This window comes from Actinomyces naeslundii (assembly GCF_001956585.1).
GTDB lineage: Bacteria > Actinomycetota > Actinomycetes > Actinomycetales > Actinomycetaceae > Actinomyces > Actinomyces naeslundii.
The window spans coordinates 105,129-126,488 of record NZ_MSRR01000010.1 but is presented as its reverse complement, the minus strand read 5'-3'; the positions used below and the strand labels follow the sequence as shown (position 1 = coordinate 126,488).

20 protein-coding genes and 1 pseudogene are annotated in these 21,360 nt (G+C 68.7%); 13 read left to right on the top strand and 8 right to left on the bottom strand.

The genetic code is table 11. The features are described from left to right. Positions 1-2: 2 nt before the first annotated feature. Positions 3-152: a hypothetical protein gene (locus tag BKH33_RS13865; RefSeq protein ID WP_003785483.1), complete on the bottom strand. Its 150-nt coding sequence runs from the start codon at positions 150-152 to the stop codon at positions 3-5. Positions 153-605: 453 nt separating this feature from the next. Here BKH33_RS13865 and BKH33_RS06150 point away from each other — a divergent pair, with 453 nt between their 5' ends. From BKH33_RS06150 to BKH33_RS06115, 8 genes are all read left to right on the top strand, one after another. After that, positions 606-1,364 carry an ABC transporter ATP-binding protein gene (locus BKH33_RS06150; RefSeq protein WP_003785481.1) on the top strand — a complete coding sequence of 253 codons (759 nt, stop codon included), beginning with the start codon at positions 606-608 and terminating at the stop codon, positions 1,362-1,364. Beyond that, complete coding sequence (locus BKH33_RS06145) at positions 1,361-2,752, top strand: FtsX-like permease family protein (RefSeq protein ID WP_076142642.1); 1,392 nt, start codon at positions 1,361-1,363, stop codon at positions 2,750-2,752. Before BKH33_RS06150 ends, BKH33_RS06145 begins: the two co-directional genes overlap by 4 nt. Before the next feature lie 168 nt (positions 2,753-2,920). Then, positions 2,921-3,412 carry a helix-turn-helix domain-containing protein gene (locus BKH33_RS06140; protein ID WP_003785485.1) on the top strand — a complete coding sequence of 164 codons (492 nt, stop codon included), beginning with the start codon at positions 2,921-2,923 and terminating at the stop codon, positions 3,410-3,412. A 109-nt stretch (positions 3,413-3,521) separates the two neighbouring features. Next, entirely contained in the window at positions 3,522-4,826 is a 1,305-nt protein-coding gene (locus tag BKH33_RS06135; RefSeq protein ID WP_232621534.1) for a sensor histidine kinase, read from the top strand. A 3-nt stretch (positions 4,827-4,829) separates the two neighbouring features. Beyond that, complete coding sequence (locus BKH33_RS06130) at positions 4,830-5,615, top strand: response regulator transcription factor (protein ID WP_003781423.1); 786 nt, start codon at positions 4,830-4,832, stop codon at positions 5,613-5,615. Between the two features lie 226 nt (positions 5,616-5,841). After that, on the top strand, positions 5,842-6,732 hold the full coding sequence (locus BKH33_RS06125; RefSeq protein WP_003781414.1) for a DMT family transporter: 891 nt from the start codon (positions 5,842-5,844) through the stop codon (positions 6,730-6,732). A 10-nt stretch (positions 6,733-6,742) separates the two neighbouring features. After that, positions 6,743-7,144, top strand: a complete 402-nt coding sequence (locus BKH33_RS06120) for an NUDIX hydrolase (protein WP_043538957.1) — start codon at positions 6,743-6,745, stop codon at positions 7,142-7,144. Positions 7,145-7,161: 17 nt separating this feature from the next. Then, positions 7,162-8,250, top strand: a complete 1,089-nt coding sequence (locus BKH33_RS06115) for an HAD family hydrolase (RefSeq protein WP_244157423.1) — start codon at positions 7,162-7,164, stop codon at positions 8,248-8,250. Here BKH33_RS06115 and BKH33_RS14380 read toward each other — a convergent pair. From BKH33_RS14380 to BKH33_RS06090, 6 genes and pseudogenes are all read right to left on the bottom strand, one after another. Next, complete coding sequence (locus tag BKH33_RS14380) at positions 8,162-9,031, bottom strand: type I restriction enzyme subunit R domain-containing protein (protein WP_476932302.1); 870 nt, start codon at positions 9,029-9,031, stop codon at positions 8,162-8,164. The genes BKH33_RS06115 and BKH33_RS14380 overlap by 89 nt on opposite strands. Continuing rightward, a complete protein-coding gene (locus tag BKH33_RS06105; RefSeq protein WP_232621533.1) occupies positions 8,932-10,392 on the bottom strand; it encodes a hypothetical protein in 1,461 nt (486 codons plus the stop codon). Before BKH33_RS06105 ends, BKH33_RS14380 begins: the two co-directional genes overlap by 100 nt. Before the next feature lie 372 nt (positions 10,393-10,764). Further along, positions 10,765-10,962, bottom strand: a pseudogene (locus tag BKH33_RS14425) (variant leucine-rich repeat-containing protein); the annotation flags it as partial. Positions 10,963-11,065: 103 nt separating this feature from the next. Beyond that, entirely contained in the window at positions 11,066-11,704 is a 639-nt protein-coding gene (gene upp, locus BKH33_RS06100; RefSeq protein WP_003781411.1) for a uracil phosphoribosyltransferase, read from the bottom strand. A 332-nt stretch (positions 11,705-12,036) separates the two neighbouring features. Then, positions 12,037-12,897, bottom strand: a complete 861-nt coding sequence (locus BKH33_RS06095; RefSeq protein ID WP_003781409.1) for a LuxR C-terminal-related transcriptional regulator — start codon at positions 12,895-12,897, stop codon at positions 12,037-12,039. A 14-nt stretch (positions 12,898-12,911) separates the two neighbouring features. After that, positions 12,912-14,381: a sensor histidine kinase gene (locus tag BKH33_RS06090; protein ID WP_003781417.1), complete on the bottom strand. Its 1,470-nt coding sequence runs from the start codon at positions 14,379-14,381 to the stop codon at positions 12,912-12,914. Between the two features lie 195 nt (positions 14,382-14,576). Between BKH33_RS06090 and BKH33_RS06085 the strand changes: the two genes are divergently transcribed. From BKH33_RS06085 to BKH33_RS06070, 4 genes are all read left to right on the top strand, one after another. Further along, entirely contained in the window at positions 14,577-15,113 is a 537-nt protein-coding gene (locus BKH33_RS06085; protein ID WP_043538953.1) for a hypothetical protein, read from the top strand. Continuing rightward, positions 15,110-15,958, top strand: a complete 849-nt coding sequence (locus BKH33_RS06080) for an ABC transporter ATP-binding protein (protein WP_003781421.1) — start codon at positions 15,110-15,112, stop codon at positions 15,956-15,958. The genes BKH33_RS06085 and BKH33_RS06080 overlap by 4 nt, the downstream gene beginning before the upstream one ends. Continuing rightward, a complete protein-coding gene (locus BKH33_RS06075; protein ID WP_003781419.1) occupies positions 15,955-17,316 on the top strand; it encodes an FtsX-like permease family protein in 1,362 nt (453 codons plus the stop codon). The genes BKH33_RS06080 and BKH33_RS06075 overlap by 4 nt, the downstream gene beginning before the upstream one ends. Before the next feature lie 135 nt (positions 17,317-17,451). Next, positions 17,452-18,315: an aldo/keto reductase gene (locus BKH33_RS06070; RefSeq protein ID WP_003781412.1), complete on the top strand. Its 864-nt coding sequence runs from the start codon at positions 17,452-17,454 to the stop codon at positions 18,313-18,315. Positions 18,316-18,342: 27 nt separating this feature from the next. Here the strand turns inward: BKH33_RS06070 and betT are convergent, their stop codons facing one another. Further along, complete coding sequence (betT, locus tag BKH33_RS06065; protein ID WP_003781415.1) at positions 18,343-20,436, bottom strand: choline BCCT transporter BetT; 2,094 nt, start codon at positions 20,434-20,436, stop codon at positions 18,343-18,345. Positions 20,437-20,854: 418 nt separating this feature from the next. On the opposite strand from betT, the gene BKH33_RS06060 reads away from it, so the two are divergent. After that, a complete protein-coding gene (locus BKH33_RS06060) occupies positions 20,855-21,286 on the top strand; it encodes a nucleoside deaminase (RefSeq protein ID WP_076142640.1) in 432 nt (143 codons plus the stop codon). Positions 21,287-21,360: the final 74 nt, after the last annotated feature.

The following is a 21,360-nucleotide window of genomic DNA, read 5'->3' as shown; positions in this document are numbered from 1 at the left end:
TATCAGCTCCCATCGCCGGCGGAGGTCAGGTAGACCGGACTGGGCTGCGCGGGCGGGCCGGGGACGACGGCCATGAACTCGGCGGCCAGCGCCAGCGCCACCGGGACGAGCATGAGCAGAGCCAGGGCGAGGATGCGGCGTGAGGTGTTCATGCCTCAACTGTCACGAGCCAGTCCTAGATGAACCACAGGTGAGCGTGAGAGTTCTCTTATGTTGAATAGACTAATAAAGCAAAAATGTTTGTAGGTCTTTGTTAATGGCTGGGGGTGCTGCTCTGGGTCGAGGACGTACTTGTCCCGCGAGGACTGCGCCTTCCCACAGATCACTCGGGTCTGACTGTCGTCATGTGCGGGAAAGGTACGTCCTCGGTGCGAAGGTACGTCCTCGATGTGTGCGGCCGGCCGTGCAGAATGCCCCCGCCGCGTTGTCATGGGCCTGGCGTTGTCATCATCTGTGGACAGTTCGCGGTCTGCGGGCCCCTGGGCCGGGACAGCCGCCTAGGTTGAACCTCAGGCGCCCGGCGGCGTCCAGTGGTGCCAGCGGATTCACGGGTGAGAGGACGGTGCAGATCCATGGTGGTTCGGGGTAGGGACGGTGTCGACAGGATGGGTGCTACTGCCGGCGTGAGCGCTGTTGGGCCGGCCGTCGAGGCGCGCGATCTGCGCAAGTCCTTCCCGACCCCCGGTGGGGAGCTGATCGAGATCCTGCACGGTATCTCCTGCGCGATGATGCCAAGGCGGATGACGGCACTGGTCGGCCCCAGTGGCTCGGGCAAGTCGACGGCGCTGCTGTGCCTGGCCGGCCTGGAACCGGCGACGTCGGGGCGGGTCTCGCTCATGGGATGCGACCTCGGCGGGATCCCGGCGGCGCGGGTGGCCGAGCTCTACCGCGACCGGGTGGGCTTCGTTTTCCAGGCCTACAACCTCGTGCCCTACCTGACGGTGCGGGAGAACATCACGATCTCCGACACCCTGGCCGGCCGGCGCCCCGATTCGGCGAGGATGCGGGAAGTCCTGGCCGGGCTGGAGCTCGAGGCGCGCGCCGATGCGGTCGCGACCACGCTCTCGGGCGGTGAGCAGCAACGCGTCGCCCTGGGGCGGGTCCTCTACCGCCGTCCACCGGTCGTCTTCGCCGACGAGCCCACCGGGGCCTTGGACACCCGCTCGGCCGCCTTCGTCCTAGCCGAGCTGCGGCGCCTGGCCGACGACGGGGCCGGTGTCATCCTCGTGACGCACGACTTGGGTGCAGCGGCCCTGGCGGATTCGGTACTCATCATGCGCGATGGCCGCATTATCGACGAGCGCCGGGGTGCCACCTCCGACGAGCTGCTGGTGGCCGTCAGTCAGACGGGAACGGCCGCATGACCCGCTACACACTGCGCGCCCTGGCCGCCCAGTGGCGGTCCTGGTCGGGGACAGTGGCGGTGCTGGCCCTCGCCGCGGGGCTCGTCAACGTCTGCCTAGTGCACCGCATGGCGGTCACCCGGCCCGACGTCGTCGCCGCGGCGCGGGCGGCGGGTGTGGACCCGGCCGAGCTCACGGTTCCGGGTGTCTCGGTCGCCTTCTACACGGCGATGGTGACGGTCCCGGTGGTGGCCGTCGTCGGGCAGTCCTGCGTGCAGGCACTGCGCACGAGCTGGGCCTTGTGGCGGCTCGCCGGCGCCCTGCCCCGGCAGGTCCTCGTTGCCGTCGTCTCCACCGTGGTGGCACTGGGGCTGGTGGCCTGCGTACCCGGGATCCTGCTGGGGGTGGTGGCGGCCCAGCCCTTCGCCTCGGTGCTCACCCGCCTGGCGGCCGCGCGCATGGGGCGGATCGAGGTCGCCCAGACGCCGACGACGCTGCTGCTCACCGTGGTGGTCGTGGTCGCCGTCGCGGTCCTGGGGGCGGTGGGCCCGGCGCGCGCCGCGGTGAGGACGCCTGCCGTGGAGGCGGTTCGCGACGCGGTCCCGGGTGGGCAACGCCGCATGGGTGTGCTCCGGTGGGTCGCGGCGGGGCTGTGGGGGCTGGCGTGCGCCGGCCAGCTGGTGGCGGCCTTCCTGGTCCGGCCCGGCCAGATGGTGGAGGGGTGGCCGACCGGCGGGGGCCAGGCGACCCTGGCCTCCCTCCTGCTCGCGGTCCTCGTGGTGCTGCTCGCACCCGCGCTCATCCCGGCGCTGCTGCGGATGTGGTCGGCGCCGCTCGCGCGGCTGGGTGGGCCGTGGCTCATTGCGCGCCGTTCTGCGCTGTGGCGCAGCGCGTCGGCGGCGAGTGCCATCGGCCTGCTGGCCCTGGCGATCTCCTTCACTGCGGCGCTCACGACCAGCCTCGGCACGAGTGAGGCAGTGGTGGAGGCGGCGCACCTGAGCGTGGCGATCAACCAGGTGGACTCGCTGGTGCTGGCGGCGATCCTCGGGGCGATGGCGCTGCTGGGGGCCGTGGCCGTCGTCGGCATGTCCTCCCGGTCCCGGCAGTGCGAGTTCGCGGTGCTGCGCTGTGCCGGAAGCACGGTGCGCGGCGTGCGCCGGCAGGTGGTCATCGAGGCGGGCCTGTACGTGGGGACGGCGCTACTGATCTCGATCGTGCCGCTGGCGGTGACGACGGTCGGCGAGGCTGTTTTCTACGCCAGGGCCGGGCTGCCGCTGGCGGTGCGCCCCGGCGTCGCGCCGGTGCTGCTGGTGGCGCTCCTGTCCTTCCTGTCCCTGGCCGCGGTGCTGCTCGCTCCGATCCGGGGCGCCACCCGGACCCCGATCGGCACCATCCTGGCGGCTGAGTGAGGCGGGTCGGAACAGGTCGAGCCGAGGCCCCTGGTTGCCTGGGGCTCGAGGAGGCTGGCAGAAGTGACAGCGCTCCGCCTTGTGTCAATGCCCACCGAGCCCTACACTCAAATCGCTCAAAACGATCAACTCGAGAACAGTGGACGAACAGCAGTGTAGGGGTGCGCCATGACCGTGACGATTGAGAGCAAGACCTACCTTCCCGAGGAGGATGTCGCCGGGCGCTTCACCGAACTGGTGACGGAACTTGAAGCCTCCTCCGGTGTGACGCCCCGGCTGACCGTCAATGGTGAGACGATTGACCTCCCTCCAGCGGTGGCTGCGGCCCTTCTTCAGGTCGTGGATGCGATGCGTCGAGGTCTGGCTGTCACGGTGGCGCCGCAGGACCAGCGTCTGACAACGCAGGAGGCGGCCGACATGCTCGGCATTTCGCGTCCGACGCTGGTCAGGATGCTGGAGGCCGGCGAGATCCCGTTTGAGAAGGTCAGACGGCATCGTCGCTTGTTCCTCACTGACGTGCTGGAGTTCCGTGAGCGTCAGCGCCGGGCAGCGAATGAGGCCCTGTCGGACATGGTGGCCGACGCTCAGGCGATGGGCGCCTACGATGACGACCCTGCCGAGGTGCGCCAAGTCCTCAAGGACCTCCGCTCCCAGGACTGACCGATGGCGTTCTGAGCTTGCCGCGACTGTGCCTGACGGTCCGCGGACTGCGGCCGGGGTTCAGATCTTGGGGCGTAGGGTACGGACGCGACGGAGAGGAGGGACGCTGGTGCCCGGTGCAGAGCGTGGCTCGTCGTCGGCAATGAGGCTGCGGGCCACCTGGCGGACGCTGGGGGAGTGGGTGCGCCAGCCGGCGCCCGCGCAGGCCGGCCCCGGCATCCTGTCCACGCTGCTTCTCATCCTGTGCGCCACCTACCAGGGCGGCATGATCGGCAGCGCGGTGCTGACCGGTCGCGTCGGCGACGGCGGCCTGGTTTCGGGGATCGCCCCGACCAGAATCGGGTTCACGGTTCTCATCGTGGCGGCCATTGGGTCCACGGCGCTCCTCACTGCGCGGCACAGGTACCCGCTGGCGGTCTTCCTGACCGAGTGTGCCGTGTACGTGGCGGCCTCGGCGCTGGGGCTCAACAACTTCTTCCTCTTCCCGGTGCTGGTGGCGCTGGGGAGCGCGGTGAGTCGGCTCCCGCTGTGGCAGCACCTCGCGGTGATCGGCGCGGCCTGCCTTATGGCGACGGCCAGCGCCGTCCTGGTGGCCCCGCCAGGGATCCTGATGGAGGAGTGGCTCAGCCAGGTGGTCGCCGTCCTGCTGACGGCCATTGCGGCAATGCTGGCGCGCAGCGTCGCGAACTGGCGGACGGCGCAGCTTCAGGCCCAGGCGGAGCGAGAGCGCTTCCGGGCGCTTCGGGCCGAGCGCGACCGCGCACTGAACCGGGCCGGTATCGCCGCCGAGCTGCACGACTCCGTGGGGCACGGTCTGACCACGATCATCGCCCTGTCCGAGGGGCTGGCCGGCAGCGCCGACCCGGAGGTCGACGAGGCGCTCGGAGGCATCAACGAGGTGGCGCGGGAGTGCCTGGAGCAGACGCGCCGGGCGGTCAGGGCCTTGGCCGACGGCAAGGGTGAGTCAGCGGAGTCACCGGGCCGGCACGGCGCTGGGCGCAGGTCCTGGGATGAGATCAGGAGCGTCGTCGGCAGGGTCCGGTCGCTGGGCGTCACGGTCGTCTTCACCGAGACCGGGCAGCGGGCCGACGACGCCGGGCAGGCCGACCTGTGCTTCGCGCTCACCCGGGAGGCGCTCACCAACGCGGTGCGGCACGCGCCCGCGCTGTCGCAGGTGCAGGCGTCCTGGGATCACAGCGAGTCGGCGGTGACGGTGACGGTTCGCAACGACGGCGCCTCGGGTGACAGTGGCGGGGAAGACGACGGCTACCGTGACGATTCCGTGGAGGGAACCGGTCTGCTGCGGCTGCGGAGTCGGGTCGAGGTGGCGGGAGGCTCGCTGGACTGGGGACCCGAGGCTGACGGCGGCTGGCTGGTGACGGCGACGGTGCCGAGAACTCGCGGTGAGGGCTGAGGTGTGGGCGCGGAATCGGAGGGGCTGAGGCCGACGTCGGTCATGATCGTGGATGATCAGCGCTATGCGCGCCTGGGGCTGGCGCTCATGATCCGTAAGGCGCCGGATCTGCGTGTGGTGGGGGAGGCCGGCGACGGGCAGGAGGCGCTGGAGGTCCTGGAGCGGCTGAACCGGTCCACGGGGCTGCCCGACGTCGTCCTCATGGACGTGCGCATGCCGGGCATGGACGGGATCAGCGCGACCCGGGCGATGGCGCAGCGGTTCCCGACGGTGAAGGTGCTAGTGCTGACCACCTACGATGAGGACGACTACGCCTTTGGGGCGCTGGAGGTGGGGGCCTCAGGGTTCCTGCTCAAGGACGTGCGCGCGGCGCAGCTGGCTCAGGCGGTGCGGGCGGTGGCGCAGGGCGATGCCGTGCTCACTCCGCGCGTCACCAAGGAGCTCATCGCGCGCGGGGTTCCGCGGGTACTGTCCGGTGCGCAGCGCGAGGGTCTACGGGAGAGGTTCGGGGCGCTGACACCCCGGGAGCTCGACGTTGCCCGGCTCATTGCGGAGGGGATGTCGAACGAGGAGATCGCCGAGCGGCTCGTGCTGCAGCCCGCCTCCGTGCGCCGCAACGTCAGCCGCATCCTGGCCAAGCTCCACCTGCGCGACCGCGTCCAAATCGCCGTCACCTGGTACAAGAGTGCCGAATGGCCTGAATCGACTACCCGCTCACCTGTGTGGCGACCTGAGGCTCAGCCAGTAAAACAGGTAAAGCGTCATGAGCAGTCCCATTCAGAACGATGAGATGAACACGGGCATGATTACTTCTCGTACGCCAGGAGCAACAGTGGCGGTAAGGATGTCCAGGGGAGGGGGACGCGAACGTGATGGTACGAGAACTTCCACTCAGCGCCAAGTACTTCAGGCGTCAGGGAATCATTCGCTACTCGTACTCGAGCCTGGGGTGCAAGGATGATTCCTGGGTCGATGCTACCGAAGCCTTCTGCCGTGACCTGGAGGGACTGATCAGATGTCGGGAATGCTAGATAACCGATACGTCCGGGGCGCGGTGGTGGTGCTCGGCGGGGTCCTGGTCATGTCTTTTGATGCAGCCCTCATCCGCGCTGTAGACCAGCCGGCCGGGGTGTTGTCGTTGTGGCGCGGTGTGCTGATATGCGCTGCCATGGTGCTGGCGGCAGGGGTCTGCCACGTTGCTGGGGTAAAGCAACGCTGGGACAACGAGTGGGCTGCCTGGGGTAACGGGCTGATGTTCGGGATAGCATCAGTGGCATTCGTGTACTCCATCGAGAGCACTTCCGCCGCTAACACGCTCTTTATCATGGCGACCATGCCTGTATGGTCGGCAATTCTGGGACGAGTGTTTCTCCGGGCCAGTATCGACCGGCCGACGGTCCTGGCGATCCTGGCGTCGCTGGCCGGTATGACGATCATCTTCGCTTCACAGCTGTCCAGCGCCGCAGGCCGGGGGGAACTGCTGGCCCTGCTGGCTGCCGTGTCGATGAGCGGCGGCTTCGTGTGCTCCTCCAAACGCCGCTCCAGCCCCTTCCTCACCACAGCGGTCGGCGGGGCGCTGTGCGCACTCACCGCTGCCGCCCTTCTGCACGGGGTCAAGGTTCCTGACGAGTCCTCCTCATGGCTGCCTCTGGTAGCCGAGGGCTTCATGGTCATGCCGGTCGGTCTGGTCTGCTTATCCGTTGGGCCGAAGCTCCTGCCCGTGCACCATGTGGCAATCTTCGTGTTGGCGGAGACAGTGCTGGGCCCGGTGTGGGTGTGGCTGTTCTTCCGTGAAAATCCCGGGGCGGCCTCGCTCATAGGTGGGTCGGTGGTCATTGGGGCGATCATCGGCCTCAACATGCACTACATTCGCCGCTCAAGAAGGGAGGGAGCGGGTGCAATTTGATAGGCGTGACATGAGAGAGAGTCCGTCAGTTGTCAAGTGCGCTGCGGTCGTTCTCCGCGGAGACAGCGTGCTGCTTGTCCGCAAGCGTGGTACGACCGACCTCATTTCTCCTGGAGGCAAACTGGAGAGAGGGGAGTCGCATGTCGCCTGCCTCGGCCGCGAGCTTGATGAGGAGCTCGGGGTCTCGTTGGTGTCGGCCACCTACTTCGGTACCTATGATGATGTCTCCATCTTCGACCGGAGCCGGATGATCACCCTATTCGTCTACATGTGCGATATTGTGGGCGACCCGGTCCCTCGCTCTGAGATCGAGGCCGTGGAGTGGGTCCCCGTGACCTGCTCGCCAGGTGATGGGTCAACCTTTCAGAGCAGGGTTATTCCTGATATTGCAAAGATGCGTGGCCAATGCTGAGCAGCCCGGTGGGCGTGGTGACAGACCTGGACGGGACCGTCGTCTTCGGCGGAGTCGCCGATCCCCGGCTGGCCCCCTTTCTCAGGCGGGCCGCGGGACGTGAGGACATATCGGTCATCGTGGCGACCTCGCGTGCACCCCGAGGAATGGCCGAGGTACTAGGAGACGCTGTGACCTGCCTGGAAGGCTCGGTCTGCCTCAACGGTGCTCTTTTGCGCCTAGGAGACAAGGAGAGGCGCTACCCCATGAGGGCGGATCACGTCCGCGCCGTCGTGGACGCCGCCTTCCGCGCGGGCATGCCCCTCTACGTGGACCGGGGCCATTCTTTCACTGCACTGGCAGGGCATGACCCTGTCGCAGAGCCGCGGTCAGGGGAGGTGTCTGCAGCGGTCTCAGATTTCGCTGCGTCTCCAGGGACAATGGCGGAGAAGGAGAGCCGGCGAAGGGGCAGCCAAGATTCCGAAACGGAACCGGGCCTCTGGGACGGCCTGGAGCACATGCGGGACTACCCGGATGGCACGTGGTGCACCGACCCGGCTCAGGTACCGACTGAGGACGTACTCAAGGTGACGGTCGTCAGCGGGAGGTACCAGGGCCATGCGGGGCAGGACATCATCAGGCAGAGGATTGTCGATCCGCTACAGGGAACGGCTGGTCCAGGTACGAGGGCTGCCGACGCGCAGGAGACGGGCGGCCCGGAGCCCATGGGCACTCTCCAGGACTTGCTGGGTCTGCGCCTTGACGGCGTCGTCGCCTACCCGCACGAGGACGGCGTGGTCGACGTCTGCGCGGCAGGGGTGGACAAGAGCGTCTGCATGAGGCTGCTGACCGGCGAGGAGGAGCTGGCCGTCTCGGGAGGGGCGGACACCACAGAAAGGACAGCCGTCATGGGGCAGGCATCGGTTCTTCGCCACCGGCCTGTCTCCACGTGGGTCGCGGTAGGCAACGACGCCAACGATGTGGCGATGATCCGCGCGGCAGACATCGGTGTCATCGTCGGGGACGGCCTGGAAGGGGTCAGGGCGAGGAGGCGGACGGTCCGCGTCCCCTCGCGCCCCGGCGCGGTGGTGTCCATTCTGGAGCAGTTGCTTGAACCGCACCACTAACGTCACCAACCGGCATGTGGAGTGCCTGGCGTTTCTCGGACTTGGGGAGATTTTCTTCCCGTGAGTAGACATGGGTGGAGACCATGCCAGCGGCGAAATACTCAGAGGAGCTGCTAGACACGGGTCCTGCGTGAAGTGGCCTGTGAAGGAACAACGTCGGTGACCGAGGTGCTTGCGAGGTCACGGGCCGCGAAGAAGGCGGATTCCCTATCACCTCCATGTGCCGCGTGAGATTGTCGTTGCGCTGAGCCACTGTGCGGCCCAGCTTGGTGGCGTTGACATCCACGTCGTCGAAGTCGATGGTCCGCTCCGCCGGTTGCCGGGAGATGTCCTCGTAGTAGCTCTCGAAGCCCTGCGCGCTCGTGTTGTAGGTGGTGCCGAACTGTGCGTTGTAGTCGCGGATCGCCTCATCGAGGAAGGTGCGGTCGTCGGCGGTCAGCTGCGAGGGGTCCACGGCCTCATCGGCCAGTGTCTCACCGGGGGCGTCGGCGTTGGGCGCGTAGGAGTAGGCGATGCCGACGCTCAGGTGCCGGTCCGAGGGCAGCCTCTCCTGCTGCCGCTTGAACTCCATGTAGTAGGCGCGCCGCGCCACCCGGATCGATGCCGTCGGGGACCGGATTCCTGCACCCGGCCGCCCGAGACGTCCCCTGTTGGAGCGGCATGCACCCGTCCGGCGTCGTCTCAGGAGGCAGGCTTGAAGCCGGTGACCTTTCCGTCTTCCTTGTGATAGCCGATGATGAGGTCGGGGCCTGCGACGATGAGCGAGTCCCCGCTCTTCCAATCAATCCCACTGAACGTGATCTCCTTGCCGGTCTTGACGTTCATGAGCATCTGTATCTCGTTGGTGTCCCCGCGTTTCCAGGTCGCCAGCTTGACGACGCCGCCGTTCTCAGAGGTCGCTGCGCCAGATGGGCACTCGGGCGCCTCGGAGTCATAGGAGGAGTCGTCGTTGTCTTTGGGCTGAGGAACGGTGATGGAATCGCCTTTCTTTGGAGTGAGCTTGCTGACGCACCCATCACTGTTGTTCGTTGCGGTCAGACTGGCATTGCTGTAGTCCTTGTCCTTGAAGTAGGCGCGGTGCTGCTCGGCGGTGAGGATCTCATTGTCTCCCGTGATAGCCCTCTTGTCCGTCGGCATAATCTCCTGGTGGTTGCTCTGCTTCTTCCCCTCGAAGTCGTAGATCGTCACTTTGTATCGTGTGGTCGATGACGAGTCTGAATCGGAGTCAGACTTCTTCTCCTCTTCAAGGGTCCCCCAGCCGTCCTTGAAATATATCGTGCTGAGGTTGGAGTCGGCCTTGGATCCCCCGCCCAGAATGAGGGTCTCTCCGTTGTCGACATTGATGACAGCATTGTACAGCGTGACGTAGTGCCGGCCATTTCTTACCAGAACGGGCACATTGCGCACATAAGGAAATCCGGAGGATTCTCCTGATCCGTCTATCTCACGTGACCACTTCTGCTTCTTGTTCACGTCCCAGGCGGTGCACTTGTCACCCTCCTTGCAGGAGATGGCGGTGTCGCCTGCGATCGTCGCCGAGCTGTCATCGCCCCACGGAGCCTTAGAGGTGTCCCCGGACTTCAGATCGACGAGGGTGGACTTGTACACAAGCGTATTGTCTCCCCAGGCCTGAAAACTGGGAGGGTATCCGTACGAGGAGCTCAGCTCCTCGTCGTCGAGGGTGGTATGCCACGCCTCCTTCATCTCGCTACTCAGTGGGGTGTAGCCGGTCAGTGTCCCGTTCGACCTGTCGAGCGTGAGGAAATGATTGCCGATGACGTATGGTTGTACGCCGCTTGTGACGTCGGCGCTCCATGCCTTAGTCGCTCCATTCTTCCAGGAGTCCGACAAAGTAATGTACTGCGACGTTGCGTAGACATTGCTCCTCCACAGAAAAAACCACGCGGCCACGCCACCAGCGCCCAGAACGAGGGCCACCGGGAGGACAACCGCGAGAATCTTGAGGGGGCGGTGCTTTCTCGGGGCCTGCGCCGGCGGCGCATACATCGGCGCCCCGTACGCCGGCGCGGCCGCCTGGTTCGGACCGTATGCCTGGCCCGGGTAAGCCTGAGCCTGCCCCGGCCCGTATCCCAACGACGCTCCGGTCGGAACTCCGGGCGGCATCGCGGTCTGCTGATCCATGGGCTGGGCCGCGGACTGCATCGAGGGTGCCGAGTAGGGCTGAACCGACGGAGGCAGTGCCACCTGCTGATCCGCCTGAGAAGGATCCTGCGGGGGCGGGCTCTGCTGGGATTGAGCCGCCGTCGTTCCATAACCCTGAGGGGCGGTCCCCTGAGTCGAGGTCCCCTGCGGCGGTGCAGCTGCTGTGCTCGGCTGAGTGATGCCGTAGCCCTGAGGAACCTGCCCGTAGCCCGAACCGGCGGGAGCCTGCTGCGGGGGTGGTGTCCCAGCCGTTCCCACAGCCATCGTCGGTGCCATCGGGCCGATCTGTCCCGGGACGGGAGGCTGCGCCGGCTGTGCCTGCTGAGCGCCCCGACCGGCCTGGCGTGCCAGCACCTCCTGAACGATGGCGTCCTCGGACCGCTCCAGTATCGCGCGGACCCGGGGCGGGATCGACGGGTTAGCAGCCAGGATCGAGTGCAGGTCGGGGCGGGTCTCGGCGATCCTCTCGAGGTCCTGCGGCGAGGCGAACCTGCTGAGCGCCGTCGTCGCGTCGTAGTCGCCGGAAGAAGGTGAGTGCCCCGTCGTCATGTCTCCCGAGCCTAGCGAAATCTATGGTTCGAGGTCACCGAATAAGGTCATCGGCGCTCCGGACACGTCGTTGAAACGAAGCGGTGCGTGACGGGTGCCGGGGTCAGTCGACGATGCCGTAAAGGCGGTCCCCGGCGTCGCCGAGCCCGGGCACGATGTAGGCGTGCTCGTTGAGTCGCTCGTCGACCCCGGCAGTCACCACCGTGACGTTCGCGCGCTCGCCGACCGCCTCCTCCAGCGTCTTGATCCCCTCGGGCGCGGCGATGAGGCACAGCGCGGTGACGTCGCGCGCCCCGCGCTCGAGCAGGTAGTCGATGGCGGCCACGAGGGTGTGGCCAGTGGCGAGCATGGGGTCGACGACGAAGCACTGCCGGCCCGAGAGGTCGTCGGGCAGGCGGTTGGCGTAGGTCTCCACCTCCAGGGTGTCCTCGTCGCGCTTCATTCCCAGGAAGCCGACCTCGGCGGTGGGCAGCAGGCGGGTCATGCCCTCGAGCATCCCCAGGCCCGCGCGCAGAATCGGCACCACGATCGGCCGCGGGTCGGCCAGGCGGCGGCACTGGGCCAGCGCTACGGGGGTGCGGATCTCCACCTCCTCGGTGCGCACCTCGCGGGTGGCCTCATAGGCGAGCAGCGTGACGAGCTCGTCCACCAGCTGGCGGAAGACCGCCGACGGCGTCCTCTCGTCTCGCAGCACGGAGAGCTTGTGGTCGATGAGGGGGTGGTCGGCAACGTGGAGGCGCATGTGGACAGCCTATATTCCCGCAGCCGGCCCCGCACCGCCCCGACGCAGCGCCGGCCTCGTCCTCGCTCACGGCGTGACCACGTCGCCCCGGCGGACTGGGAGCGTCGCCGGCGTCCGAGTCCCCGCCGAGGTCCCGCTGTATTGGCTGCTTTGTGTCCAAATTGGTGACAAAGGAGCCCTCGCGTTCTTCACGCCTTCAACAGAACCGCGGAATCATGCGGTTTCATTCCGCCCGTTTCACTCCGCCCAACCTCTTTGTCACCGATTTGGACATCGGGCGCGCCATTGGGGGTCGTTTCGGCCTCCGGGACCACTGCGCAGCGCGGCCAGGCTCAGGCCCGGGCGTGCAGCCAGGCCAGAACGGCCCGCACGCGCCGGTTCTCCTCGCCCGGCTGCAGGTCCAGCCCTCGGAAGATATTCGCCACGTGCTTGGCCACCGCACCGTCGGAGACCACCAGCCGCTCGGCGATCTGCGCGTTCGACAGCCCCTGCGCCATGAGCTCGAGCACCTCCTGCTCGCGCCGCGTCAGCCGGTCCAGGCCCGTTCCTCCCGGTGTCGCACTCGCGATCCCGCCCGACGGCGTCGACGGCGAGACCGTCCTGGTCGTTGCCGGCGCACGAGCACCGGAGGGCTCCGCCATCGTTCCCGCCGTCTCGCCGGCTCCGGCATCGCCGTCCCCGTCGTGTCCGGAACCGGCGGCCCGGGCCGCCTTCATGAGGTGGGAGACCACCTCCGGGTCGATGACCACGCCGCCGCCCACGACGATGTCGAGTGAGTGCAGGAAGTCCGCCACCCGCCCCACGCGCTCTTTGAGCAGGTAGCCCACGGCGCCGCCACTGCTGGCGCTGGGACCCCCCGGCCCGGCCGGGGACGTCGGCGACTCCGTCTCCTCAAGCAGGTCCTGCACGTAGGGCCCGGCCACGTAGGCGCTCAGCACCACCACGGGCAGCCCCGGGTGGGCCCGGCGCAGGTCGATCGCGGCGCGCAGGCCGTCGTCCGTGCCGGTCGGCGGCATCCGTACGTCGGTGACGACGACGTCGGGCAGCTCCCCGGCCGCTGCCAGACGCCCGACCTCCTCTCGCAGGGCATCGGCGTCGGCCACCTGCGCCACGACCTTGTGCCCGGCGGTGGTCAGCAGCCCGGCCAGCCCCTCGCGCAGGAGGGCGGCGTCGTCGGCGAGCAGGATCCTCATGGGCACATCCTGCCTCAGCCGGCCGGGTGGTCGCTCCCCGGCTCACCCGTCTGGTCGTCCTCCCGGCCCTCCGCGCCCCACGGTGGCGTCAACGGCGCGGTGATCGTCAGCCGGGTCCCGGCGCCCTTGGGGGAGCTGACCTCTAACCGCCCGCCGATGGACTCCACCCGCTGCGCCATGCCGCGCAGGCCGGTGGCGTTCTCCTGCTCCGGGTCGGCTCCGCCGCGCCCGTCGTCGGTGACGACGGCGCTCAGCCCGGTGCTCGTGCAGCGCAGCGTGATCGTGGCGCGCTTGGCCTGGGCGTGCTTGGCGGCGTTTGTCAGCGCCTCGGTAGCAGCGAAGTAGACGACCGTCGCTACCGGCTGCGAGATCTGGGCCAGGTCGGCCTTCTCGGCCTCGACGACGACGCTGGTCGGCAGTGGTGCCCGTCCCGCCAGATCCTTCAGCGCCGGCGCCAGCCCGCGCTCGGACAGGACCGCCGGGCGGATGCCGCGCACTGTCTCGCGCAGGTCCTTGAGGGCGGACTCCGCGCGGTCCTGCGCGGTGTCGATCCCCTCCAGCAGCGCGGTCCGGGACGTGGAGGCGGTATCGTCCTCGGGCAGGGACTCGGCGGCCAGGCGCAGCCCGCCCAGGTTCATGGCGAGGGCGACGAGCTCCTGCTGGGTGCCGTCGTGCAGGTCCCGCTCGATGCGGGTGCGTTCGGCCTCGAAGGCGTCCATGAGGGTGGCTCGGCTGGCCGTGAGGTGGCCGACCTCGGCGGTCAGCTGCTCGAGGCGCTGCCTCTTGCGCTCACCCGAGAGCACCTCCACCAGCAGCAGCCGCAGCCTTCCGAGTCCCCAGAGCACTCCGAGGAGGAGGCTGAGGGCGATCAGCCCGATCGGTATCAGCAGCAGGGCGGCCTGCAGCCCGGTCAGCATCATCTCGCGACCGCCCAGGTAGAACCTGACGGGGTTCCCGGAGGAGGTCATGAAGGGCGCCAGGATGCTGGTGACGGTTATGGCTCCGAGGAACGCAGTGAGGAAGAACGACGTCGTGCTCAGCGTCATGCCCCCCAGGCACAGGGGCAGGTCCTGCCGCCAGAACTCCGCGTGGGCGACGCGCGCCAGCAGCCACGGGCTCTTGCGCTCGCCCTCCTTGCGGCCGGACGGGGCGTCGGTTCCCAGCCTGCGTGCAGCGATGCGCTCCAGTGATGCCCACAGAGGGACCGTCAGGTGGAACACCAGGATGGAGGGGATGAGGAGGATGACCTGCGGTATCCACAGCGCGGCGTGCAGGAACTCCCACCCGATGACGCCGATCCACTGGAGGTTCCGGCCCGGGCGGTGCCCGGTCGAGGAAGGGGCGGCCTTCGGGCCTGCTGCGAACGGGACAGTCGGGGAAGAGTCGGCAGCCGACGGCAGGGGGGCGGTCCTGTCCAGCGGGGCCTCCATGGGCGCAGTCGCAGGCAGGTCGGAAGGGAAGCCGAGTGGTGGCGTCGAGGTCATGCCGACGACGCTAACGGGCTGACGCCCAGGGCGCACTCGTGCTGGTGCCCGTATTGGGGCTGTATGGGGCGGCAAGGTGGTGCTGGCACCCCGGGGTGGTGCGCACGCGACCAGGGGCGAGGTAGGGCTAGCCGGACATGAAGACGGGGGCGGGCACCAGTGTCATGGAGGCCCGCGAAGAGTGAACTGGTGGACATGAACCTCGACCCGTTCCTTCCATGTCATGCAGCCGTTGCCACCGACGCCTTCGGCCCCGTCTCGGGACCGGTCCGCACGCCCACCCGCTTCCAGGCCTTCGCCGGTACCGAGGTGCTCGGGCCGGGAGCCGATGAGCCGGTACGCCCAGCGCACTCCGATGAGGTGAGCATCCACGAACGACGTCGGGGCTACGTGCACTGGTACGTGGCGGCGGGCGCCGAGGCCGTGGCGCTGGCGCTGCTGATCGTCGTCGTCGGGCAGCGGCTCTCACCGGTTCTCGGGTCCGTCGCGCATGGCGGAACGGCCTGGATGCACGACCTCCTGGTGGAGTCGCGTGAGCTGCTCGCCAGGATGAGCGACGCCGAGGTGCGGACCTGGCTGCCCTCGGTCCTGGCTGCGCTGCTGATCATCGTGGGGCCCTGGCTGAGGAGGCTGGCCGCGCGATGGGGACTGGGCGCCCTGGCGGGGAGCCGGGCAGTATCCGTCCTCACCTGGCTCGTCGTTGCGGCCGCAGGAGTTTGGGGGCTGTCGTGATCCGTCGCCAGGGTCCTCCCGCCGCAGTCAGTGCCGACAATCATCGGCCGCAGGTACCACCGGCCATCGAGGTAGCCGGACTCACCCGAGTCTTCCGCGTCCAGGGCCGCCGCAACGCCGATGTCACCGCGCTCAACGGTGTCGACCTCGCCCTGCCCGTCGGCAGCTTCACCGCACTGGTCGGCGCCTCCGGCTGCGGCAAGTCCACCCTCCTGCAGTGCATCGCCGGGCTCGACGTCCCCACCGCCGGCACCGTCCAGCTCCTCGGTACCCGGACGAGCTCACTGCGCCCCCGGCCCGCTGCCCGCTTCCGGGCCCGGCACGTCGGCTTCGTCTTCCAGGACGACAACCTCGTCACCTCCCTGTCCGCGCGCGACAACGTCGCCCTGCCCGGTCGCCTGCGCCGCAGCCCCCTGAGCCGCAGTGCCGTCGACGACGCCCTCGAGCGTGTGGGTCTGAGCGAGCAGGTTCGCCACCTGCCTCATCAGATGAGCGGTGGTGAGCGTCAGCGCGTCGCCATCGCCCGCGTCTTGGCCTCCCGCCCCGACATCGTTTTCGCCGATGAGCCCACGGCCGCCCTCGACGTCGCTGCCGCCGCGACCGTCCTCGACTGGCTCGCCGAGCTCGCCGGAGGCCCCGGTGCTGTGCCTGGCGCCGTGCCCACAGCTCCTGCCCCGAAGCCGGCCACCGTCCTCATGGTGACGCACGACGCCGCAGCCGCCGCCCGAGCCCAGCACGTCCTCGTCATGGACGCCGGCCGCCTCGTCGCCTCTCTTCCCGGGGGTGACCCCGCCGCTGTCTCCGCCGCCGTCCTGTCCGCCCGCGGTGCCGGAGGCCTCCGATGATCCGTCTGCTCCTGTCCGACCTGCGCCACCACGCCGGCTCCTGGGCGTGGACCGCCGTCGTCGCCGTCGTGGCCGCCTCTGCCGTCGCCGGCCAGTTCCGGGTCGCTCATGGCGCCTTCGCCGCTGCGGAGGCTGCTGGAGACCCCACGATGATCGATGGGGCCGAATCCGTCTCAGGCATCATCATCATTGGGGTCGTCTTCGCCGCCGTGGCCATTCTGTCCTCCACCAGCAACCTCGCGGTCTCTCAGCGTGAGCGCGACCACGGGCTGTGGAAGGCCCTGGGCATGAGCCCCTCCATGGTTCGCCTGGTCATCCAGGGCCAGCTCCTCGCCCTCGGGACGCTCGCCTCTCTCGCCGCGGTGCCGTTGAGCCTGCCCATCAGCCGGTTCATGATGCACCGGCTCGTCTCCGACGGGGCCGCCCTGCCCGGCGCGGTGCCTCAGTGGAAACCCGCCGACCTTATCTGGACCGCGATCATCAGCGCCGGCACCCTTGTCATGGGCGGTCGGGGCGCCGCCAAACGTGCCTCGCGCACCCCGGAGGCCCTGCTGCTGCGCGGGTCGGGCGGGCAGAGAGCACATTGGAGCGCGGGAAGAGTCCTCAAAGGCCTTCTGCGGCTGCTCTGGGCCGCTGCCGCCGCGGCAGGGTGGGTTGCCGAGTTCCTCGTCATCCGCAACGGGACGAATGGGGAAGACATCTTCTTGGCGGTCTTCAGCGGCGCCCTGAGCGGACTGATCCTCGTGTGCATCCTGTGCAGCTGGCTCAGTCCGGTGCTGGAGCGCCTGCTCTCCGCCCTCGTCCCAAGCCCCGGCGTCGCCTGGCATGTCGCCGGACGCACCTGCGCTCTGGAGTCGCGCCGCTCGGCGGCCACCGTCCTACCCTTCGTGGTGACGATCGGGCTGGTCGCCATCGCCTTCGGTCCGGCCTCGGTCTCCCCCGACGTGAGCGCCGACGCATTCTCCTCCGTGTTCGGGTTGCCCTTCCTCGTGTCCTGGACCGGGGGCGTGGCCGTCATCGCCATGAGCGCGGGCCGACGTCGCCGTGACGCCGCCCTCCTGCGTGCCGCCGGAGCCATGGAGCGCGACGTCCTGGCTATCGAGGTCCTCGAGGGATTTCTCCATGCCGCCGCTGCAACTATCCTCGGCCTGCTCGTCACCCTGTCCACGGCCGTCCTCCTGTCCGAGGCTCTGCATCGGTCCCTGGCCGGCATTCTGGCGGACTTCCCCTGGACGACGTTGGGTCTCGTGTGCGCGGCGACCCTGGCGACCACCTGCCTGGCCGTCGTCGTCTCCGCCCGCGCCGGGGCACTCGCGGGCGAGCAGGCCCTGGGGCAGGTGCTGCGCGCCCGCGACTGAGCTTCGCCGCCGGCCCCGCCGACTGATCCCGCCGACGCGCCGGTTGGGCCGGGCGCGAAAGGGGCTGACGTCGCACCCGCCTGCGGGGCTAAGTTGCCCGCACCGACCGCTTTGAAGGAGATTGAAGGAGAACTCATGGCCAATGACTCCGCCCCCACCATCACTCTCAACAACGGCGTCGACATCCCGCAGATCGGCTACGGCGTCTTCCTGACCCCACCGGAGGAGACCGAGCGGGCCGTGCTCGAGGCCTTCGAGGTCGGCTACCGCCACGTCGACACCGCCCAGGCCTATCGCAACGAGGAGGGCGTGGGCGCCGCCGTCGCCGCCTGTGGGCTGCCCCGTGAGGACGTCTTCCTCACCACCAAGGTGTGGATCTCCAACGCCGGGGACGAGCGCGCCGCCCGCTCCATCGACGGCTCCCTGCGTCGCCTGGGCACCGACTACATCGACCTGCTGCTCGTCCACCAGCCCTTCGGTGACTACTACGGCACCTACCGCGCCATGGAGAAGGCCCTGGCCGCAGGCAAGGTCCGCGCCATCGGGGTTTCCAACTTCTTCCCCGACCGGTTCGTGGACCTGGCGCAGCACGTCGAGGTGCCTCCGGCCGTCAACCAGATGGAGACCCACGTCTTCAACCAGCAGGCCGACAACCGCGCCTGGTACGCCAAGTACGGCACCGCCCTGGAGTCCTGGGGCCCGCTGGCCCAGGGCCGCAACAACATCTTCACCCACCCGGTGCTCAGCGCCGTCGGGGAGAAGCACGGCAAGACCGCCGCCCAGGTGGCCCTGCGCTACCTCATCCAGCTGGGCATCATCGTCATCCCCAAGACGGTCCACCGCGAGCGCATGGTCACCAACCTCGACGTCACCGACTTCCGGCTCGACGACGCCGACATGCATTCCATTGCCGCGCTCAACGAGGGGCAGGGCGTCGTCGACCACTACGACCCCGCGCTCCAGGAGCGCCTCGCCTCCTTCACGGTCGAGGAGGACTGAGCCTCCCGTAGGGGCAGGGGGCTTGAGTCAGAGGCGGCGTGCGAACCGGGACTCGGTCTTCTCGGAGGTGCCCACGTACTCCAGCCAGCGCTCGTAGTGGTCGAGCACGTCGTGGGCCACCTGGTCGGAGTTCCAGTCGACGACGTCGTAGCCCTGGCCGCCGCTGTGCGGGCGCACCTCCAGGCGCACGGTGAGGTCGTCGGCCTCGTGGAGGGCGAAGCCGTAGGCGGGCACGGGCGTGACCACCATGCGCACCACGTAGCGGAAGGAGTCGATGGAGCTGGACTGCTCCTCCCCGCTGGCGGTGGTAGCCGGGTGGGAGGAGACGACCAGGCTCACCCGGCCCAGGAAGGTGCGTTCGTCATCGGGGTCCTGCGCCTCGGGGCCCTCGACGAAGACCTCGGCGGAGACGTTCTCCTTGCGCAGCTCGGTGGCCACCGCCTCCAGGGCCGGGACGATGCGCCGCTCCATGGCATTGCCGGCCTCGTCGGGGGACACGGAGTTGAGGGTGTGGACCAGGCGCTCGCGCCAGGGCGTCTGCTCCAGGCCCGCGGCCGAGCCGTTGAAGCCGAGGGCGCGGTTGCGGTCGGCGAGGGACAGGGCCTGGTTGTGGGAGTCCTCGGTGCTCAGGGACCGCCACAGGGTGTACATGATGAGGATGAGCACCCCGGAGAAGGGCAGCGCCATGACGATGGTGGCCTGCTGCAGAATGGGGATGCCTCCGGCCGCGAGCATGGCGATGGTGAGGATCCCGGTCAGGGTGGCCCAGAAGATCCGCAGCCAGGGGGCGGCGTCCTGGCGCGCCGAGCGGATGCGGCTGGAGAGGTTGGCCATGACCAGGGCGCCGGAGTCGGCGCTGGTGACGTAGAAGAGGATCCCGATGAACAGGGCCAGTGCGATGAGGATCTTCTGGCCCGGCAGGTGCTCCAGCATCCAGTACAGGCCCTGCTCGGGCTTGTTCAAGGTGATGTCGCGGAACTCGCCGTTGCCGCGAATGACCAGGTCCAGGGCGTGGTTGCCGAAGATGGCCACCCACATGAGGATGTAGCAGAAGGGCAGCAGGAGGCTGCCGAGCACGAACTGACGGATGGTGCGGCCGCGCGAGATACGGGCCAGGAACATGCCCACGAAGGCGGCCCACGCGATCCACCAGGCCCAGAAGAACAGGGTCCAGGCGTTGAGCCACTCATCGGGCCGGTTGTAGGCGTAGGTCTCCAGCGTCAGCCTTGGGAAACGGGTGAAGAAGTCGCCGATGGAGCCCACGAGTGCGTCGATGAGGAAGGCGGCGTCACCGGTGATGAGCACCCACAGGGCCAGGCCGATGGCCAGGAGCACGTTGATGGTGGACAGGACGCGCACGCCCCGGTCGACGCCGGAGACGGCCGAGACGGTGGCCATGACGACGGCCAGGGCGGTCAGCCCGATCTGGGTGGGGAAGCCCTGCGGCAGCCCGAACAGGATGCTGAGGGCCACGTTCAGCTGGACGACGCCGACCCCCAGCGAGGCCGCGATGCCGAAGACCCCGCCGACCAGCGCCGCGGCGTCGACGATGTCGCCGATGATGCCCTCGGTGTGCCGGCCCAGCAGCGGGCGCAGGGTCGAGCGCAGTGTGAGCGTGTCACGGCGTCGGTAGGCGAAGTAGGCCATGGACAGGCCCACCAGTGCGTACAGGCCCCAGCCCGAGATGCCGTAGTGGAACAGGGACAGGACGATCGCGTCGCGGGCGGCCTCGGTGGTTTGGCCCTCCCCGGTGGGTGGGTGCATGTACTGGTCGACCGGCTCGGCGACGGCGAAGAACAGGATCTCGGTACCGATACCGGCCGCGAAGAGCATGGCCGTCCAGGAGAAGGTGGAGAAGTCCGGCGTCGAGTTGTCCGGCCCCAGGCGCACCCGACCGAAGCGGGAGAAGGCCAGTGCCAGGATGAAGACGAGCGCGGCGGTGATGAGGAGGATGTAGAAGGAGCCGAACCAACGGCTCGTCCAGGTCACGGCCGTGCCGAAGGCGTCGTTGACCACCTGGGGGGCGAAGATCGCGGCCAGGGCGACGATCGTGATGATGGTGGCCGACACGAAGAAGACCATCGGGTTGAGGGGCTGCTTGTCCGGCAGCTTGCCGAGCATCGCCCTGGAGAGGGACCCGATGGGCGTCTTCGGTGGTGAGGTGCTGTCCGCCGGCGGTGTCTGCCGGGGTGAGTCCGCCGAGAGCCCGTCTGGTGCTGGCTCGCTAGTTTCGGGGGACCGGCTCACCGACCTGCTCCGTTCTTCATGGGGACTCTCTGGGTGCTGGAATAAGGGGGGCGGGGACGCCGGGGAGGTCCAACATACGGCAGGACCCGGGGCTCGGCCCAGGGGTGGGCGCCTCATAGGGAGCCTATAACGGAGACGCGGTCTTCGTTATGTATTCCCTCCGACGTCGGGAGGGTTCAGGAGACACGGGGAGGGGCGGTGCCGCCGGCGATGCCGGTGCGCCTCGGTTGCCGGGTCTGCCATCCTTGGGGCTGTGACGTCTTCACCTTCTGCGCAGCTGCTGGACGCCGCGATGGCTCGCGCCCTGGAGCTGGCCCGCGCGGCGGGCGAGTCGGGGGAGGTGCCGGTGGGGGCCGTCGTCCTCTCACCAGAGGGGACCGTCCTGGCCGAGGCCGCCAATGCCCGCGAGGCCGAGCACGACCCGACGGCGCACGCCGAGATCCGGGCCCTGCGCGCCGCCGGGGCCGCCTGGGGGGACTCCCACCTGGACGGCTGCACCCTCGTGGTCACCCTTGAGCCGTGCACCATGTGCGCCGGCGCCATCGTCCTGGCCCGGGTGGCCCGGCTGGTCCTGGGGGCCTGGGAGCCCCGGACCGGCGCCTGCGGCTCGGTGCGCGACGTCGTGCGCGACGCCCGCGCCAACCACCGGGTCGAGGTGCGCGCCGGCCTGCGCGCCCAGGAGTCCCAGGCCCTCCTGACCGACTTCTTCTCTGACCGCCGCTGAGGCCCGGCGTCGGCCGTGACTGATACCGCAGGATGCCGCGTTGGGGCGCGGGCCACCATCCGTGTAACCTCATG